This window comes from Oceanibacterium hippocampi (genome assembly GCF_900172325.1).
GTDB classification, from domain to species: domain Bacteria; phylum Pseudomonadota; class Alphaproteobacteria; order Sneathiellales; family Sneathiellaceae; genus Oceanibacterium; species Oceanibacterium hippocampi.
The window spans coordinates 280,031-294,869 of record NZ_FWFR01000003.1; the positions used below are offsets into that span (position 1 = coordinate 280,031).

The window sequence follows — 14,839 nt, forward strand, 5'->3', positions numbered from 1 at the left end:
AACATAGTGCGCTAAGTAAAGATCAACCAGAACGATGGAACCGATACGGAAAAGAACCGCGAAGCACCGGCCCACCAGCCGACACAATTTACGGCGACGAGAACTTCGGAACAACGATTCGTTTTATCACTGCGCCGCGCATGAATACTACGGGCACACCGGAGAAGACGGCCGCACCCCGGGGCGAACCGGCAGGTTGATTGCCCGGGCGTGCCGGGCTCGCGCGTCACGCATCCGCCATTCCGCCGTTGCCAGGTGGAGGCGCTCCTCGAAGTCGTCACGGGCGGCGAGGCGATGGTCAGGATCAGGATGCCAGCGCGTCCAGGACAGGACAGTCCGGAACTTCCTCGCCTGAACACTGCGACGCGGTTCGCGCCAACACGCTCTCGATGCGTCTGAGATCGGCGATCTTTGCCCGAATGTCCGCCAGATGCAGCTCGGTTCGTTCCTTTACCTCGGCGCAGGTCTGGGTCCCTCCGTCGACAAGGACAAGAAGACCGCGCAACTCCTCGATGGAGAAGCCGAGTTCGCGACCTCGCAGGATGAAGCCGAGGCGCGCCTGATTGTCCGGCGCGTAGAGCCTGTGCCCGCTGTCCGACCGCTCAGGTTCGGCCAACAGCCCGATCTTCTCGTAATATCGGATCGTCTCGATATTGCAGCCCGAACGCCTTGCCAGTTCGCCGCGCTTGATCGCCCCTCTCGCCCTCGTGAACGTCATCAGCGTGGAATCCCCTTGAACCTGTAGTTCCTACAGACCCTATCGTCTCCCTAGGTCGAGATCGAGAGCGAAATGGTGAGCGAGCCGACATGGCCAAGTCTGTGGTGGATATCGAAGGGAGTGGCTCCGGATCGATCGAATCCGGTCAGCGCAAGGGTTGGCTGGCGGCCGGCGGCGTCATCGGCGCGATCCTTGCGTCGTCCTGCTGCATTGTGCCGCTCGTACTGGTCACCCTCGGCATCTCCGGCGCCTGGATAGGGAACCTCACCGCGCTGGAGCCGTACAAACCCGTTTTCGCGGTGGTCACGCTGGTCTTCATCGGCCTCGGATTCTGGCATGTCTATTTGAAAGCCAAGCCGGCTTGTGTCGATGGCTCCTATTGCGCACGTCCGCAATCGGGGCTGATCACCAGATCCGCCCTCTGGATCGCAACGGTTCTGGTCATCCTCTCACTCACGATCGATTGGTGGGCCCCGCTATTTTATTAGCCGCTTTGAAGGAGATACCCATGAAACGACCATTCCGTCTTGCGCTATGCGCCCTCGTGCTGGGATCCGCGAGCGTCACGGGCGTTGGTGTCTTCTCGCCGCTCGCCGCCCAATCGGCCGCCGAGCAAGCAGCGAGGGTCGAAACGAAAACGTTCGCTATCGAAAAGATGACCTGCGCGATGTGTCCGATCACGGTCCGGAAAGCCATAGAGCGTGTTGACGGCGTCCGCTCGGTCGAGGTCGACTTCGACGCCAAGACGGCAACCGTCGTCTACGACCCGTCGATCACCCAGGCCGAGGCGATCGCCGCTGCCTCGAGCAATGCCGGCTATCCCGCGTCGGTCAAGGGTTAGGGTCGGTCGATGAAGGACGCCACTATCGTCAGAACGGGCATCGTCGGCGCGGCCATCGCGGCCGTCTGCTGCGTCACACCGGTGCTGGTTATTGCCCTCGGTGCCCTGGGCTTCTCCGCCTGGCTAGGCTGGCTGGATTACGTGCTGTTGCCCGCCCTCGCACTATTCCTCGGCATGACGGCCTACGGCTTGTGGCGGCGGCAACGCGCCAGGGCCTGTTGCTCGCCTGAATCACGAACGGGCAACGAGGGTCTCTGACATGTCCGACTGCTGCATACCCCGCGAGAACCTGGCAAGCGGTTACGATCTTGCCGTCGTCGGCGCCGGATCAGCCGGTTTCTCCGCGGCGATCACGGCGGCGGAGCAAGGAGCCCGGGTCGCGCTTATCGGCCACGGCACGATTGGCGGCACCTGCGTCAATGTCGGTTGCGTACCGTCGAAGACCATGATCCGCGCGGCCGAAGCGCTGCATGGGGCGAACGCCGCACGCCGCTTTCCGGGCCTCGTCGGCGAGGCCCATGTCGCCGATTGGAAGCAACTGGTTGCCGCGAAGGACGACCTGGTCGGGACACTTCGACAGAGGAAATATATCGACCTTCTGCCGGAATACAGCGGCGTCGCCTATCTTGAGGGAAGCGTTCGGTTCAATGGCGGCGGCCTTCTTGTGAACGGTGGGGCCGTTGGCGCGGACAAGATCGTCATCGCCACCGGGTCCTCTCCGGCGCTACCCGACATTCCGGGCATTGGCGACGTCCCGTATCTGACCAGCACGACGGCGCTCGAACTGACCGATCTGCCGCGCTCGCTGCTGGTCATCGGCGGCGGCTATATCGGCTGTGAGCTGGCGCAGATGTTCGCCCGCGCCGGAACCGAGGTGACGCTCGTCACGCGCTCGCGCCTGGTGCCCGGGGCGGAGCCGGAGATATCGGGGGCGCTAACCGGATTTCTCCGCGATGAAGGCGTCGTCGTGCGAACGGGTCTCACCTATCGACGGATCGCGGGCACGGACGACGGGGTCGTCTTGACTGTCGAGACGAAGGGAGAAAAGGAAACAATTCGAGCCCAGCATGTCCTACTGACGACGGGCCGTACGCCCAATACCAGGGATCTGGGACTGACCGGGGCGGGCATCGAGCTGACTCCGGAAGGCGGTGTTTCGGTCGATGACCGGATGCGGACGACGAGAGCGGGCGCCTATGCGGCAGGCGACGTGACGGGACGCGATCAGTTCGTCTACATGGCGGCTTACGGCGCCAAGCTGGCGGCGCTCAACGCGCTGAACGGCGACAGCCTCGTCTACGACAATTCCGCGATGCCCTGGGTCGTCTTCACCGACCCGCAGATTGCCGGCGCAGGCCTTACCGAGGCAGCAGCCCGGGAAGCAGGCTATGAGACCAAGATCTCCATCGTTCCCCTCGATCAGGTCCCGCGGGCGCTGGCTGCCCGCGACACGCGGGGGCTCATCAAGCTGGTCGCGGATGCAAAGACCGACCGCCTTCTCGGCGGTCAGATCCTAGCGCCGGAAGGCGCCGACAGTATCCAGACCCTGGTCCTCGCGCTCAAGCACGAGATGACGGCGACGGCACTCGGGGCGACAATCTTCCCCTACCTGACCACGGTTGAGGGGTTGAAGCTGGCGGCACAGAGCTTTGGCAAGGATGTGACCAAGCTCTCCTGCTGTGCGGGATGAATGGTGCGCCGCATAGGCCGGCGGATCTCGTCGGCAGTTTCGCTCCCCTCATGCTCTTCTGGGGCCTGCCGATAGCCGCGATGCTTGCCGCCATCGTCGCGGTCCATCCGCTCAAGACGATCGTCTGGGCGACGGCGCTGGTCTGGATGGGGGCTGCCTGCCTGGTCAATGCCAGGCGCTGCGGGCGCACGCATTGCTACTTCACCGGTCCGTTCTTCCTGTTGATGACGATCCCCGTTCTCCTGCATGGCTATCACGTCTTCTGGCTCGGCACCGACGGGTGGAAATGGCTCGGCATTGCCGTTGGCGTCGGCGGCGGCGGCCTCTGGTGCCTGACCGAGAAGCTCTGGGGCAGGTTTCTCGGCAACGCGTGAAGGGGCCGACCGGCCGATGCCCGGACAGCATGTGCCCGTTCCCGGAATGCCGGCAATGATCGGCCGCCGGGATCGATCTTTTGCCCTCCTCCGCGCCCTGACTGCGTTTCGGGAATGCCCATGCCGCGATAATGGGTTATCTCGATAACGCGACAGGTTTGCCGGAACGCGTGAGGGAGAAACATGAGTGCAAGGTTCGAAAGAGTGGGCGCGACCGTCGATCTGCTCGGCGAAAGCCCGTTGTGGGATGTCGAAACGGCCGCCTTCTACTGGATCGACACCCGTGGCAGGAAGATTCACCGGCTCGACCCGGAAACCGGCGCATATCGCGACTGGTCGGTACCCGGGCAGATCGGCAGCATGGCGCTTCGCCGGAACGGCGGCGCCGTGATCGCGCTCGACGGCGGCTTCTGGCGCTTCGACTTCTCCGACGGCTCGGCCGTCCCGATCGCCGAACCCGAGGCGGATGACCCGCGCACACGGTTCAATGACGGCAAGGTCGATCGGCGCGGCAGGTTCTTCGCCGGCTCGATGGGCATCAGGATCCGGGACCCGCTGCTCGGCACGCTCTACCGGCTGGACCCCGACATGTCGGTGCATCCGGTCGAGAGCGATATCGGCGTCTCGAACGGACCTTGCTGGAGCCCCGACAACAAGGTCTTCTACTTCAACGACACGGAAACGCGCCTGGTGCACGCCTACGATTACGATATCGAGACCGGGAGCCTCGGCAACAAGCGGCTCTTTGTCGACCTCCGGGAGCATGACGGGGCCGGCGACGGGGCGACGGTCGACCAGGAGGGCAATCTCTGGATCGCGCTGGTCTTCTCCGGCGAGATCGCCTGCTTCGCACCGGACGGGAAGCTCATCGAACGGATCAGGACGCCCTGCAGGATGCCCTCGAGCGTGATGTTCGGCGGGCGCGATCTCGACGTGCTCTACCTCACCTCGATCAGCGATACCGGCATTCGCCAGGCCGACGGCCCGCAGGATGGCGGACTGTTCGCGATAACCGGGCTCGGCGCGAAAGGGCTGCCCGAAGTCAGGTTCGCGGGGTAGCGCCGACCGCCGGGTCGAGGTCGCCCGGCACGACAGGACAGCAAGTCCAGGAAAAGGAGCCAAGTGACATGGACAAGACCGTCATTCCGACGCCCTGGCCCGGCCGAATGCCGGCTTCGCGATTCCGGGTCATGCGGCCGACCGCGAATTACGAGGCTGTCCTCGCCTTCTACGAGCAGGGTGTCGGGCTCGATAGGCTCGGTGAATTCGTCGATCACGACGGATATGACGGCACCATGCTCGGGCTCCCCGCCGAGACTTATCACCTCGAGATCATCCGGACCCCGGACGCCGACGCCAATCCCTGCCCGAACAAGGATAACGGGCTGGTCTTCTATATCGACGATCCCGACGCCCTGGCCGAGGTCGTGGCCCGAATCAGGGCGATGGGCTATTCGCCGGTATCGGCCCGGAATCCATGGTGGGGCAACCACGGCGCCGTGACGTTCGAGGACCCGGACGGGTGGCCCGTGATCCTGTCACCGTCCAACAGCTAGCGACATTCACGCGCGGGGCTAGTCCAGTACGGCCTTGAGGACTTCCGCCTTCACCACCTTCCCGCCGCTGTTCTTCGGAAACGAGTCCATGAAGAATACATGCTTCGGATGCTTGTAGCTCGCCAGCTTCACGGCGCATTCCACCCTGATTGCCTCGCGCGTGGCGTCCTCCGACATCCCGGAGGCAAGAACCAGCGCGACGCCGACCTCTTCCCCGAACGTGGCGTGCGGCACCGGGAACACGCAGCATTCGGAGACGCCGGCCACTGCCGAGACCACGCGCTCTATTTCCGCGGGGTAGATGTTCACGCCCCCGCGAATGATGACATCCTTGGACCGGCCCTTCAGGCTGAGAAAACCTTCTTCATCGAGGACGCCCAGGTCGCCGGGATAGAAGAAGCCATCGCGGAAGGATTTCGCGGCGGCCTCGTCGTCACGGAAGAACCATTGCGCCACACCGGGGCCGCGATAACGCACGGATCCGGTTTCACCCGCCGGAAGCGGCTGGTGATCGTCACCCACGACCTGCAGATCGACACGAAAGGCCGGACGCCCCACCGTGTCGGGGTGATCCACCTGGTCTTCCGGGGCCAGCACGGAAACGCCGCCGCCCTCGGTCGACGCATAATACTCGTAGTAGTTCCGGGTCAGTCGTTCCCGCACCGCCACCCGCTCGTGAGCATGCAAGGGCGAACCCGAGGAGATGAGTTGGCGAAGGTGCCTGAACCCGGTCAGCTCTTCATCCGGCAGTTCCAGCAGGCGACGCAGCAGGGTGGGCACCAGGAACAGCGCCGTTGTCCGGGTTTCTCTCACCGCCCGGGCGAGCTCCTCGATCTTGAATGGCGGCGTGTTGAGGATCAGTGTCGCACCGATGGCGATCTGCGACAGGGTGAAGGCCCGGCCGCCGCCGAAATAAAGCGGCGTCGCCGTCATGAACCGGTCGTAGCTGGAAAACCCCAGCGACGCCATCTGGCTGACCGTGCGGGCGAACATCTGCTCGTGTGTCAGGAGCGGTCCGGTCGGCCGGCCGGTGGTACCCGACGACAGCGAAACGATCATGTCGGTATCGGTGCCCCGTACAATCGGCGCATCGTTCGCCGCGGTCTGCAGACGCCTTTTCCAGTCGCTGTCGACGACGACGACGGGGCACTCGACGATCTCCGCTACCGGTTCGTCGCTGAGTAGAATACGGGGCTTGAAGAAAGCGACCATGCGGCGCTTCTCGTCAGCCTGCCAGCGGGCATCGACGGGCAGCGTGATCGCGCCGATTCGCGCCAGCGCGAACATGAGCGCGACATACTCGACCGAATCCCTCATGCCGAGGCCGACGAGATCCCCTTTCTGAACGCCGTCCTCGATCAGGATATTCGACGCGCGCCGGACCAGCGCGGCAAAGTCAGCGTGGGTAAGGCTTTCACCGCCGTGAATCAGCGCCGGATGGTTGCCGCGGGAGACGGCGGCCTGGTCCAGGGTCTCGGCGTAATTGAATCCGGAGCTCATCTGCTCATCCTCTGCCATCGATCGCAGCGGCACGCCGCGAAAATCCGGGTTTTCCCAATTGTCTTATTGACATAATCTTCATCTGTCCGATTATTCAAACACAAAATTGGACTTATCTGTCCTCCGAATGACTTCGCATGGGGGCTGTAACCAGAGGGACCAGGACATGGGAAAGACACGCTTCATGATTGCGGCCATCGCGGCGGTGCTGTGCACCAGTGGCGTGGCAAGCGCAGAGACATTCATCCGCATCGGATCGGGGCTTGCCGGTACCTACCCGATCGTCGGCGCGAAGATGGCCGAGATCATCAACGAGAATGTTGAAGGGGTCACCGCGACCACCGTCGCCGGCGGCACCGAGGCCAACTTTGCCCTGATGTCGCAGGGCGAGATCGAGATCGTTCTGACCTATGGCTTCCTGACGCCGCGCGTCCAGGCAGGCAAGGGGTCGCTTGGCGTCGCCACGCCGCAGGCGCGTCACCTGATGACGCTTTACGGGGCGTATTTTCAGCCCGCCGCCTCCAAGGACAGCGGCCTGACGGCCCTGGCCGATCTGGAAAAGGGCAGCTACCGCATCTGGGGCGCCAATGCGACGTCGATCTTCTACCCGATGATCGCTTCGGCGCTGGAAGCCAACGGCACGAGCTTCGACAAGGTCAAGGCCGCCGGCGGCACCGTGGACGAGATCGGATACTCCGACACCGCGGGCGCGATGCAGGACGGGCGCCTCGACGTGGCGTTCTTCGCCGGCCCGGCGCCCTACAGCCTTCTGATGCAGATCGAGAACAAGCCCGGTTTCACCCTGCTTGGCTTCGACGAGGCGGCCGGCAAGGCCTACAGGGCCGCTCTTGCCGGCACGCGGATGCGTGAGCTTCCGGCCGGCACCTACGAGGGGCAGACCGAAGCTGTCATGCTGCCCTACCTGATGAACGAGGCGGTTATCTCGGCCGACGTGCCCGAAGACATCGCCTACAAGATCACCAAGGCGCTCGTCGAGAACGTCGACAAGTTCCATGAGCTCTTCAAGGGCGCGGAGGAAATCCAGCCGGCGACGATGCGCTCGCTGGCCTCGGTGGAAACGCACCCGGGTGCCGTCAAGTATTACGAAGAAGCGGGCATCAAGGCCGACGATTGATCCTGGCCGACAGAAGGGAGCGGCGGTGCCGCTCCCTTTCGTTTTTCGAAAGTACGACATGTCTTCCTCCCAGCCGAAAAACGCCCTGACGAGCCTGCTCAGGGGGAACGCCGCCGCTAGGATCAACGGCTTTCTCATCCTGTTCATGGCGGTGTTCTTCACGCTGATGCATCTCTACGCGGCAATCTACGGCGCGCCGCCGACGATGCTGTTTCGGCCGCTGCATCTTTCGCTGGCACTGGTCCTTCTGCTCCTCATCCACCCGCTCGGACGGCGCTGGTCCGACCCGTTCAACCGCTGGTCGATCATTGACGGGGCGCTGTTTGTCGGGGCGGTGTGGCTGATCTGGTACTACGTATCGACGTCGCAGGGCTGGGCACTGCGACAGGTCATCATGTCGAACGTCGATGTCTTCGCCGCGCTGCTGACACTGTTCCTGATCGCCGAGGGCGTGCGGCGCACGCTGGGGCCGATCCTGCTGATCGTCGCCGGGTCGTTCGTCGTTCATGCGCTTTTCGCCAATTACGCGCCGGGCATCCTGTACGGCCCGCCGGTAAAGCCGCTGACGCTGCTCCGGGCGCTGGTTCTGGGCGATTCCGGTATCTTCGGTACGCCGCTCGGCGTCATGGCCCAGTATGTCGTGATGTTCATTCTCTTCGGCAATCTCCTCGCGGTTGTCGGTGTGGGAAACTTCTTTCTGCGCCTGTCATTCTCGCTCTTCGGCCATCGGACGGGCGGACCGGCGAAAGCCGCCGTCGTTTCATCGGCGATGATGGGCACGCTTTCAGGCAGTGCCATCGGCAACGTCCTGACCACGGGCGCCTTCACCATCCCGCTGATGCGCCAGCTCGGCTATCGGCCCGCATTCGCCGGCGGAGCGGAGGCCGCGGCCTCGACTGGCGGGATGATCATGCCGCCAGTGATGGGGGCGATCGCTTTCATCATGGCCGAGTTTCTCGGAAGGCCCTATTCCGAGATCATCCTGGCCGCCCTGATCCCGGCGCTGCTCTATTTCCTGGTGATCTTCGTTGCCGTTCACTTCGAGGCACTCCGCACGGGCCTCCGAACCCTGCCGAAAGATGCGCTGCCGCGCACATGGGAAGTCCTGCGGAAGCAGAGCTACCTGCTTCTCCCGATAGGGCTGATCATCGGCGGCCTGATGGCGGGTTACTCGATCGTCCTCGTCGCGGTTATCGCCGTGTTCGGGACGATCCTCATCGGCTTCGTGAACCGAAGCACCTGGCCGACGCCCTTGCGGCTCGCGGAGGCGATCGAACAGACCTCGCGTTCGACGGTCGCGCTTTCGGTGACCGCGGCCGCGGCAGGTGTCATCATCGGCGCGATTTTCTCCACCGGCCTGAGCTTCCAGATCACCCAGGGTGCCCTGCAGATCGCCGGCGAGCGGCTCTGGCTGTTGCTGATCATGAGCGGCATCGTTGCCATTGTCCTCGGCATGGGGATGACGGCCTCGGCGGTCTATATCACCATGGTCGCCACCGTCGTCCCGATTCTGCGGGCGATGAACGTGGATGAGCTCGCCGCGCACATGTTCGCGTTCTACTTCGGAATCGTTTCCAACATCACGCCCCCCGTTGCGCTTGCCGCGTTCGCTGCCGCGCCGCTTGCCAACGCGAACCCCATGGCAACCTCGGTGGCGGCGGCAAGGCTCGGGATCGCCGCCTTCATCATCCCGGTCATGTTCGTCTATCAACCCGCCCTGCTGATGATCGGAAGCTGGAGCGTGATCCTACAGGCCTCGGTCACGGCAGCCTTCGGCCTCAGCGCCCTGTCGATTGCCTTTGTCGGCTATTTCTCGGCCCCGATCATTCTGCCGCTGCGCCTTGTCATGATCTTCGGCGCGGGGATGATGATCATTCCCGAATGGCGGACCGATCTGGGCGGAACCGCGATCGTGTTGCTCACGCTGCTTGCCAGCCGCTTCGTCAAGGCACGACAGGGCAAGAGCGAGGAACGCGCGAGCGGCTCGCGGAAAAGCGCGATCCGCATGGCTGTGGAACGACTGATCGCCAAACGGGTTGCCAAGGCGGCGTTGGGCGAAGGAGACGGCGAGGCGAGCGGCCTCGAGGGGCCTCGCAAGCTGGCCGATCTGACGCGCGCGCAGGAAGCGTACGGCGGCATCGCGGCGCATACCAGGTTTGCCCTCTGGTTCGGCTGGGCCGTCTTCGCGCTGCTGGCCGTCGGGATGCATGTCATGGGCACCTCGCTCATCCAGGCCCGCGACCCGCAGACATGGGTCTGGCAGATGGCGGCGCTCAGCCTCTTTCTGACGGCCGGCCTCGCTGTCACCTTCTGGCGGTCGGCGCTCACCACCCTTGCTGCGGGCGAACGCGATGGCGAGCCAGCGTAGAAAGGACCGGCGATGACACGGGAGGATGTGTCGCGACAAGCGGTGATCCGGCGCGGGTTCGTGGACGTGACGGACGGCCAGATCCATTACCGCGAGGCAGGATCGCGAGCGGCACCCGCCCTTGTGCTCGTCCACGCCTCGCCCGGGTCCGCCAGGGGGTTCGAACCCCTGATGGCTGCGCTGGCGAAGGAACGCTGGGTGATCGCGCCCGACACGATGGGAAACGGCGATTCCGCCGGCGCGATGCCCGAGCAGCCCGAGATCCCGTTCTTCGCGGGGCGCCTGCGTGAGGCACTCGACGGCCTTTCGATAGAGAATTGCGATCTTTACGGCGCCCACACCGGCGGTTCAATCGCGGCACAGCTAGCCATCGATGCTCCGCATTTCGTGCGGAAGCTGGCGCTCGACGGAATCGGCCTCTATCCGGAATCGCTCCAGGCGGAAATCCTCGAACGCTATGCGCCGGAGCTGCAGGCCGATCTGCATGGTTCGCACCTGAACTGGATCTGGCATTTCGTGCGCGATACCTACATGTTCTGGCCGTGGTACGCGACCGACGCGGCCCATGCCCGCAAGGTGGGTCTGCCCGCACCGGAAACATTGCATGACAAGGTGGTCGACGTGGCCAAGGCCTACCGCACCTACCACCTCTCCTATCGCGCGGCCTTTCGCTTCGACAAGCGTCGGGAGTTCGCCCGGATTGCCGTGCCCACTCTCGCGGCCTGTGCGGAAGGCGACATGCTCGCCCAATGGCACGACGAATATGCCGCCCTCATTCCCGGCTCGGTCAAGGCGACGATCCCCTCGGTCTACGCGAGCCCCGGAGCCGCGGCGGAGGCGTTGCTGGCATTCTTCCGGTCATGAGGCGCAACTGAAAAAGGCCCCGGGTGAAACCGGGGCCTTTCGGGTGACAAGGACGATGTCAGTCGTCCAGGCCATACAGCCTGATCGCGTTGTCGCGGAGGAATTTCCGCTTCGCGCCGTCGGGAATGCCCAGGTCTTCGACCTCTCTCCGGGTGCGCTCGAAATCGAGCACGGGAAAATCCGTCCCGAAGAGAACCTTGTCCTGTCCGAATGACTTGATGTAATGGACCATCGAGTCGGGCCAGTATTTCGGCGAATGGGCATCCAGCCCGATAAAGACATTCTTGTGCTTCCAGGCCATCGCGATCATCTCGTCGGTCCACGGAATGCCCACATGAATGCCGATCAGCTTCAGTTCCGGGAAATCGCAGGCCACGTCGTCCAGCGTGATCGGGCGGCCGACGCTCCGGCGCGGGTAGGTCGGATCGTAGATCATCGACTGCCCGACCTGGAGCTGGATCGGAACATCCAGCTCGACGCACTTGGCATAGAATGGATAGTAGCGGGCGTGGTTCGGCGCCAGCTCGAACCAGTGCGGATAGGAATGCGCGCCGATGAAGCCGAGTTCCTTCACCGCATATTCCAGCTCGCGCACGCCGGCCATGCCCTCGGTCGGGTCAACGCCCGCAAGTCCGTAGAAGCGGTCGGGATGGGCCTCGACCGCGCGGGCGACCATTTCCAGCGGGATCCGATAGCAGGCGGCCGGGCCGACAGGGCCGTTCTTGGCGGCGATCAGGAAGGACTTCTCGATACCCGCCGCGTCCATCCGGCGCAGCATTTCTTCCAGCGATACGCCCGCCATGGTGTCATCGCTGACCTTCATCTTGCCCTGATAGAACTGCTTGCGGCTGGCCGGGCGCAGCGCCTCCACCTCGTCGGTGAACAGGTTCACCACGGTATCGATTGCCTTGACGTCATTCATGACGATTCTCCTGAACTGTCAGAGCCCCAGCTCTTTTGCGATGATATCTCGTTGAATTTCGTTCGATCCCTCGCCGAAGGAATACAGGCGGGCATCGCGCCAGTAGCGCTGCATCGCGCTTTCGGCGGCGTACCCGGCGCTGGCGAGAATCTGCATGCCATGCTCCGTGACGAACTGCAGGCTTTCGGTCGCCTGGACCTTCGCCTGGGAGGCAAGGCGCCTGGTATCGCGATCCTGCGAGATCAGCCACGCGAGATTGCGGACCACGAGTCTGGTCGCATCGACCCGCATCTGCATATCCGCGATCCGGTGACGGATGACCTGGAACTTGCCGATCGGCCGTCCGAACTGCTGGCGCTCGCGGGCATGGGAAATGGCCAGGTCGACGGCCGCCTGCGCGCAGCCCGTTACCGTGGCCGCCATGCTGGCGCGGGAATAATGCAGGGTGGACATGAGATGCCCGAACCCGCGGCCCTCCTCGCCCATCAGCGCGCTGTCGGGCACGAATACGCCATCCAGGGCGATTTCCCAGCTTGGCATGCAGTTATTGCCGACCTTGGGTATCGGCGTCATCGCGATGCCGTCCTGGCCGCGCGGCACCAGCAGCATCGAGATACCCTTGGGCCCTTCGCTTCCCGGATCGGTGCGCGCGGCGATCAGCAGGTAGTCGGCTCCGTCCGCGTCGCTGATCCAGGTTTTCGAGCCGTCGATCACCCAGCCGCCATCGGTGCGGACGGCACGGGTGCGGATAGCCCCCGCATCGCTACCGGCCTGGCTTTCCGTCAATGCCAGGGCAATGAGACATCTGCCTTCGACGATACGGGGAAGCAGATCGGCCTTCTGCGCGTCCGAGCCGTAGCGCAACAGCGACATCGCGCCAAAGCCGACAACCCGGTTGAAGATCGAGCCCACGGCATAGGCGTGGTAGGCGAGGCGTTCCTGAACGAGCGAGACCGTGTACCAGTCGAGCGCGGTACCGCCGTAGGCCTCCGGGATGGGCAGACCGAAAAATCCTGCCTCGCCCATCAATGGCAGCAGGTCGTAAGGGGGAACATGACCTTCGTCGCGACGGCGCGCCTCCTCGGGCGGCATGTGCCGGGCCATGAACTTGTCCACGGTATCGAGGATCAGCGTCTGCCTTTCGTCCGTGTCGAACTGCTGCATGATGGTTCGTCCCATTCATCGATCTGCCTGATCTCGCCCGGAAATCAGGATCCCGCGTCGCTGTCGTCAGACCACGAGACCGGTACCTTCTCGTGCGGCGCCATGGCGGCATGAAGCACGTGTCCAATTACCGTCAGCAGGATGCCGATCGCGACTTGCTGGCCGGGTGACGGAATCGCGCCGACTGGGAGCCGGTTGCCGGACAGCCCGCGCAACCTGTCATTCCGAGTTCTGCCCGTCGTAGCGCTGCCCGAGAGCGAGCATGCCAGGGGTGCCGATCCGTTGGTTGAGGCCATCGAAATCAAACATTCGCGCCTTGAACGGGGTGTTTGAGCCGTTGGCGCGCAGGCTGGCGTAATAGTCTTCCGCCGTGCGGGCCAACGCCCGGACGATCCCGCCCGGAAAGATCACGATGCTGAAGCCGAGATCCTGCAGGTCGCTCGCCGTCCGGATCGGCGTGGCGCCGCCTTCGACCATATTCGCAAGCAGCGGAATGCGGCCCTTGAACGTGGCGGCAACGCGCGTGAGTTCGTCGCTGGAGCGCGGCGCTTCGATGAACAGGATGTCCGCGCCCGCACTGACATAGGCTTCGGCCCGCTCGAGGGCGGCGGCGAAACCTTCCACCTGAATGGCGTCCGTGCGTGCGATTATCAGGGTGTCATCGCTATTCCGCGCGTCGGCCATGGCGGCGATCTTGCCCGCCATCTCCGACGCGGGGATCAGGGACTTGTCCGCCAGATGCCCGCAGCGCTTGGGATAGGACTGGTCTTCGAGCTGCACGGCGGAAGCCCCGGCACGTTCGTAGAGCCGGATGGTACGCTGGGCGTTCAGGGCGTTGCCGAAGCCGGTGTCCGCATCGATTATGACCGGCAGTTTCACCCGATCCCTTACCAGGGCCATCGTTTCGGCCATCTCGGTGACCGAGGTGAGCCCGATATCCGGGCGACCGAGCCGCGTGTAGGCGACCGCCGCACCGGAGAGATAGAGCGCCTCGAACCCGGCCTGCTCCGCCAAGGTTGCCGTAAGGCCGTCATAAACGCCGGGCGCGATGAGGATCTCGGAAGACTTGAGGCGGGTGCGCAGGTTCATGCCGAGCCCCCCAGCAGCGCGATTGTTTCCGCGCATGTCATGACATTCGTGACCGAATCGAGCGAGACCAGCGTGGCCTCGTGCGTTTCCTGCTTGAAGGCCGCGCAACCGTCCGAAAGCAGGATCGTCTCGATGTTGCGCAGGTGGGCGTCGCGCATCGTGCTGGCAACACCGCCGTTGGTCACAATTCCGCCCACGATCAGCATATCGATACCCAGTGCGCGCAGGATGTATTCCAGTCTTGTCTGGTAAAAGGCGGAATAGGCCACTTTCTCGACCGTGTAATCCGCCGGCGCCAACGTCGCCACCAGCGAGTGCCCGAAGCTGCCGGGTGCGAAATCGCCGGTCGTCAGAAAGGGACGGAGCTCCCTGAGATGCGGCGCGATGAGCGGCACCCCGCCCGGCCCCGGCACGAGGGTGAACTGGGCCGAGATATAGATCCCCCCTTTGGCGCGGAGCGCGTCACGCACCGGGGCGATCCGCTCGGGAAGCGCCCCGATGGCCGGGGCGGATTGTCCGGCGCGTCCATAGGCGCCCTCAGGGTGAAGGAAATCGTTCTGAAGATCGATGGTCAGAAGCGCGGCGCGCCTGGGGTCGATCGAGATGCGGTGCCCCATG

The 14,839-nt window shown here is 64.0% G+C and carries 16 protein-coding genes; 10 read left to right on the plus strand and 6 right to left on the minus strand.

Annotated elements, in window-relative coordinates; translation table 11 throughout:
* Nucleotides 1-304 precede the first annotated feature (304 nt).
* Nucleotides 305-718, minus strand: coding sequence for a MerR family transcriptional regulator (locus OCH7691_RS16640; RefSeq protein WP_085884712.1), 414 nt, complete (start codon nucleotides 716-718; stop codon nucleotides 305-307).
* An 89-nt stretch (nucleotides 719-807) separates the two neighbouring features.
* Between OCH7691_RS16640 and OCH7691_RS16645 the strand changes: the two genes are divergently transcribed.
* The 7 genes from OCH7691_RS16645 to OCH7691_RS16675 all read left to right on the plus strand — a co-directional run bounded on the left by OCH7691_RS16645 (nucleotide 808) and on the right by OCH7691_RS16675 (nucleotide 5,179).
* Nucleotides 808-1,206 carry a mercuric transporter MerT family protein gene (locus tag OCH7691_RS16645; protein ID WP_085884713.1) on the plus strand — a complete coding sequence of 133 codons (399 nt, stop codon included), beginning with the start codon at nucleotides 808-810 and terminating at the stop codon, nucleotides 1,204-1,206.
* 20 nt (nucleotides 1,207-1,226) lie between these two features.
* Complete coding sequence (locus tag OCH7691_RS16650) at nucleotides 1,227-1,559, plus strand: heavy-metal-associated domain-containing protein (RefSeq protein WP_085884714.1); 333 nt, start codon at nucleotides 1,227-1,229, stop codon at nucleotides 1,557-1,559.
* Nucleotides 1,560-1,568: 9 nt separating this feature from the next.
* A complete protein-coding gene (gene merF, locus OCH7691_RS16655) occupies nucleotides 1,569-1,817 on the plus strand; it encodes a mercury resistance system transport protein MerF (protein WP_085884715.1) in 249 nt (82 codons plus the stop codon).
* Nucleotide 1,818: 1 nt separating this feature from the next.
* Entirely contained in the window at nucleotides 1,819-3,249 is a 1,431-nt protein-coding gene (gene merA / locus OCH7691_RS16660) for a mercury(II) reductase (RefSeq protein WP_085884716.1), read from the plus strand.
* A 50-nt stretch (nucleotides 3,250-3,299) separates the two neighbouring features.
* Nucleotides 3,300-3,623: a hypothetical protein gene (locus OCH7691_RS16665; protein WP_217808100.1), complete on the plus strand. Its 324-nt coding sequence runs from the start codon at nucleotides 3,300-3,302 to the stop codon at nucleotides 3,621-3,623.
* 183 nt (nucleotides 3,624-3,806) lie between these two features.
* The gene (locus OCH7691_RS16670; RefSeq protein WP_085884718.1) at nucleotides 3,807-4,682 is read left to right on the plus strand and encodes an SMP-30/gluconolactonase/LRE family protein; all 876 of its coding nucleotides are present in this window, start codon (nucleotides 3,807-3,809) and stop codon (nucleotides 4,680-4,682) included.
* Nucleotides 4,683-4,750: 68 nt separating this feature from the next.
* A complete protein-coding gene (locus OCH7691_RS16675) occupies nucleotides 4,751-5,179 on the plus strand; it encodes a VOC family protein (RefSeq protein ID WP_217808101.1) in 429 nt (142 codons plus the stop codon).
* An 18-nt stretch (nucleotides 5,180-5,197) separates the two neighbouring features.
* On the opposite strand, the gene OCH7691_RS16680 is transcribed toward OCH7691_RS16675, so the two are convergent.
* A complete protein-coding gene (locus OCH7691_RS16680; protein ID WP_176245118.1) occupies nucleotides 5,198-6,679 on the minus strand; it encodes a class I adenylate-forming enzyme family protein in 1,482 nt (493 codons plus the stop codon).
* 184 nt (nucleotides 6,680-6,863) lie between these two features.
* Here OCH7691_RS16680 and OCH7691_RS16685 point away from each other — a divergent pair, with 184 nt between their 5' ends.
* The 3 genes from OCH7691_RS16685 to OCH7691_RS16695 are packed head-to-tail and all read left to right on the plus strand — an operon-like array spanning nucleotide 6,864 to nucleotide 11,046.
* Nucleotides 6,864-7,814 carry a TAXI family TRAP transporter solute-binding subunit gene (locus tag OCH7691_RS16685; protein WP_176245119.1) on the plus strand — a complete coding sequence of 317 codons (951 nt, stop codon included), beginning with the start codon at nucleotides 6,864-6,866 and terminating at the stop codon, nucleotides 7,812-7,814.
* Between the two features lie 58 nt (nucleotides 7,815-7,872).
* Nucleotides 7,873-10,182 (plus strand): TRAP transporter permease, encoded by a 2,310-nt coding sequence (locus OCH7691_RS16690; protein ID WP_176245120.1) that lies wholly within the window; start codon nucleotides 7,873-7,875, stop codon nucleotides 10,180-10,182.
* Between the two features lie 12 nt (nucleotides 10,183-10,194).
* Entirely contained in the window at nucleotides 10,195-11,046 is an 852-nt protein-coding gene (locus tag OCH7691_RS16695; protein ID WP_085884722.1) for an alpha/beta fold hydrolase, read from the plus strand.
* A gap of 58 nt (nucleotides 11,047-11,104) precedes the next feature.
* Here OCH7691_RS16695 and OCH7691_RS16700 read toward each other — a convergent pair whose 3' ends face one another.
* The 4 genes from OCH7691_RS16700 to OCH7691_RS16715 all read right to left on the minus strand — a co-directional run bounded on the left by OCH7691_RS16700 (nucleotide 11,105) and on the right by OCH7691_RS16715 (nucleotide 14,838).
* Nucleotides 11,105-11,968, minus strand: a complete 864-nt coding sequence (locus tag OCH7691_RS16700) for an amidohydrolase family protein (protein WP_085884723.1) — start codon at nucleotides 11,966-11,968, stop codon at nucleotides 11,105-11,107.
* 18 nt (nucleotides 11,969-11,986) lie between these two features.
* Nucleotides 11,987-13,132, minus strand: a complete 1,146-nt coding sequence (locus OCH7691_RS16705) for an acyl-CoA dehydrogenase family protein (protein ID WP_176245121.1) — start codon at nucleotides 13,130-13,132, stop codon at nucleotides 11,987-11,989.
* Nucleotides 13,133-13,351: 219 nt separating this feature from the next.
* Nucleotides 13,352-14,221, minus strand: coding sequence for an isocitrate lyase/PEP mutase family protein (locus tag OCH7691_RS16710; RefSeq protein ID WP_085884725.1), 870 nt, complete (start codon nucleotides 14,219-14,221; stop codon nucleotides 13,352-13,354).
* The gene (locus tag OCH7691_RS16715) at nucleotides 14,218-14,838 is read right to left on the minus strand and encodes a cysteine hydrolase family protein (RefSeq protein WP_085884726.1); all 621 of its coding nucleotides are present in this window, start codon (nucleotides 14,836-14,838) and stop codon (nucleotides 14,218-14,220) included. Before OCH7691_RS16715 ends, OCH7691_RS16710 begins: the two co-directional genes overlap by 4 nt.
* Nucleotide 14,839: the final 1 nt, after the last annotated feature.